General features: G+C 60.1%; 4 protein-coding genes. 3 read left to right on the top strand and 1 reads right to left on the bottom strand.

Going from position 1 to position 2,277, the window contains the following annotated elements; translation table 11 throughout:
* Window positions 1-164 (bottom strand): helix-turn-helix domain-containing protein (locus IEY55_RS28605; RefSeq protein ID WP_268239369.1); only part of this gene is annotated, 164 nt, incomplete at its 3' end.
* Between the two features lie 234 nt (window positions 165-398).
* Here IEY55_RS28605 and IEY55_RS28600 point away from each other — a divergent pair.
* The 3 genes from IEY55_RS28600 to IEY55_RS28590 are packed head-to-tail and all read left to right on the top strand — an operon-like array spanning window position 399 to window position 2,225.
* Window positions 399-1,151, top strand: coding sequence for a GntR family transcriptional regulator (locus IEY55_RS28600; protein WP_189061687.1), 753 nt, complete (start codon window positions 399-401; stop codon window positions 1,149-1,151).
* Entirely contained in the window at window positions 1,148-2,020 is an 873-nt protein-coding gene (locus tag IEY55_RS28595; protein ID WP_189061686.1) for a phosphoribosylaminoimidazolesuccinocarboxamide synthase, read from the top strand. The genes IEY55_RS28600 and IEY55_RS28595 overlap by 4 nt, the downstream gene beginning before the upstream one ends.
* On the top strand, window positions 1,995-2,225 hold the full coding sequence (locus tag IEY55_RS28590; RefSeq protein WP_189061685.1) for a hypothetical protein: 231 nt from the start codon (window positions 1,995-1,997) through the stop codon (window positions 2,223-2,225). Before IEY55_RS28595 ends, IEY55_RS28590 begins: the two co-directional genes overlap by 26 nt.
* The last annotated feature ends 52 nt before the right edge of the window (window positions 2,226-2,277 follow it).

The raw sequence follows: 2,277 nt of genomic DNA, 5'->3' as shown, positions 1-2,277 counted from the left end.
TTGGTGAACGCGCGCAACGCCTCCTCCGGAATCCGGATCGCGTTCCCGATCTTGTACGCGTCCAGCCGACCGGCCTTGATCTCCCGGTAGACGGTCGACACCGAGACGTCGAACATCTCGGCCACTGCCTTGACCCGGAACACCCGGGTACCCTTGTCCTGCATCGTGAGGTCTCCACTTCGGATGCACGCCCCGGTCGGTGTGCCCGCACCACCGGGGCTTCTTGCTGTCTGCCGCAACCTGTGCCATCGGTGCGACAGATGGAACGATAGCAGCGTACTAGTACGCACGCAAGATGGCGTGCTAGAACACGTGTCAAGACTAACCGTGACCTGCGGATATGGGCGCTGATACAGTCGGCGTGCTAGGACACGGATGGCCCGGCAGAGGAGTGAGCAGTGCCAACCATCGAGCGTGCGGAGCCTCCGTACCTGCAGGTTGTCCGACACATTCGTGAGCAGATCAAGTCTGGCGCGCTGAAGGATGGCGACCCAGTGCCCTCAGCGCGCGAGATTGCGCGGACCTGGGGAGTCGCCTTGGCGACCGCGACCAAGGCGTTGACGACTCTCCGCGCCGAGGGTTTGACCCGTGGCGTGAGTGGGGTCGGCACGATCGTGCAAACCAAGGGAGCGCTTCACCACTCCGCCCAAGATCGCAGCATCGCGATGCATCGAACCGGCAAGATCTACCCGCCTGGCCACTACGCCAAGATCCGCACGGCCGCGTTGAGTCCTACTCCTACCCACGTAGCCGATGCGCTAGGCATCCGGGAGGGGACACCAGCTATCCGGCGGCAGCGAACGACCTACAGGGCCGACGACACACCAATTTCTACCTCGGTGTCGTGGTTCGATGGCACGCTTGTTGCGGGCGCTCCACTTCTGTTGTCGACTGAGCGTATCGTTCAGGGTACGGCGCGATATATCGAAGAGCAGACCGGGCGCCTAGCTGTAATGACTTACGTGCAGCATGCGGCCGGGTTTGCCGCCGAGGATGATGCCGTCGAGCTGCGCATCCCGGTCGGGTCGGCCGTGCTCATGAGTCGTAACCGATTTGTGGATACTGAGGGTGCGGTTCTGGAGTATGGGGAATCGACGGCCCTGCCCGGTCACTGGGTATTTTACGAGTACACCAACGAGGAAGCTGAATGAAGCATCTCCACAGCGGCAAGGTTCGCGACCTCTATGAGATCGACGGGGATATCCTCCTCGTCGCATCCGACCGGGTTTCAGTATACGATGTGTCCCTGCCGACTCCAGTTCCCGATAAGGGTGCGCTCCTAACTCAACTGTCTGCGTGGTGGTTCGATAAGCTTCACTGGATCGTTCCCAACCATCTGATCTCTACTGAGGACGTTCCGAAAGAATTTTACGGTCGGGCAATCCGTTGCAAGCCGCTGAAGATGATTCAGGTAGAGTGTATCGCGCGCGGCTACCTAGCTGGACTTGGACTGCGGGAATACCAGGCAGGGGGCACGGTCTCCGGGGTCCCATTGCCGGCCGGCCTCATGGAAGGTAGCCGGCTTCCTGAACCAATTTTTACTCCTACGACAAAAGTATCTGACACAGGACACGACGAGTTCATCACGTTCGACGACGTGGTGAACGACGTAGGCCGCGAAACCGCCGAAAGACTCCGTGACCTGACGCTCAAGATTTACACCGAGGGTGCTATGCATGCCGCTCAAAACGGCATCGTCATCGCTGACACCAAGTTGGAGTTCGGTGTCGATGCTGACGGAGTTTTGACCCTGGGCGATGAAATCCTGACGTCCGATTCGTCGAGGTTTTGGCCTGCTGACGAGTGGGAACCCGGACGTCCTCAGCATGCTTTTGACAAGCAATTCGTCCGGGATTGGTCGTTGACGACGGGCTGGGATAAGACACCGCCTGGCCCTGAAATGCCAGATGAGATCGTGCGGGCGACACGTTCGCGCTACATTGAGGTTTACGAGCGGATGACCGGAAATCAGTGGTGCAGTGGGGAGTCTTGTGATGTCGGAGAAAAGCCAGAGCTATGATCCTCGTTACCTGGTTGAAGACGTGATGACGCTGCTAACCGAGCGCGGGTTGAGGCCCAATCGCGAAGGGGGTAGCGCCGTGGAACGGCACACCGCAGCCAGCATGTTGCTTCGCAACCTGGGCATCACGCCGGCAGCCGCGCCCGAGGACTGGCTAGACCTCGACGGACAGCTCGGCTACAACCGCCTTGTCCACGGGGACTGAGCAGCACATACCAGTTTCGCCAGTTCCGCCAGGACCCGGAACGTGGCGGAAC

Source organism: Longimycelium tulufanense (assembly GCF_014645795.1).
Classification (GTDB): Bacteria; Actinomycetota; Actinomycetes; order Mycobacteriales; family Pseudonocardiaceae; genus Longimycelium; species Longimycelium tulufanense.
Note: the sequence above shows the minus strand (reverse complement) of the source record. Positions and strands in the feature narration are given on the sequence as shown.

What these genes read in the sequence shown, in the direction of transcription:
- IEY55_RS28595 (WP_189061686.1), top strand. Translation starts at nt 1,148, where the DNA reads ATGAAGCATCTCCACAGCGGCAAGGTTCGCGACCTCTATGAGATCGAC.
- IEY55_RS28590 (WP_189061685.1), top strand. Translation starts at nt 1,995, where the DNA reads ATGTCGGAGAAAAGCCAGAGCTATGATCCTCGTTACCTGGTTGAAGAC.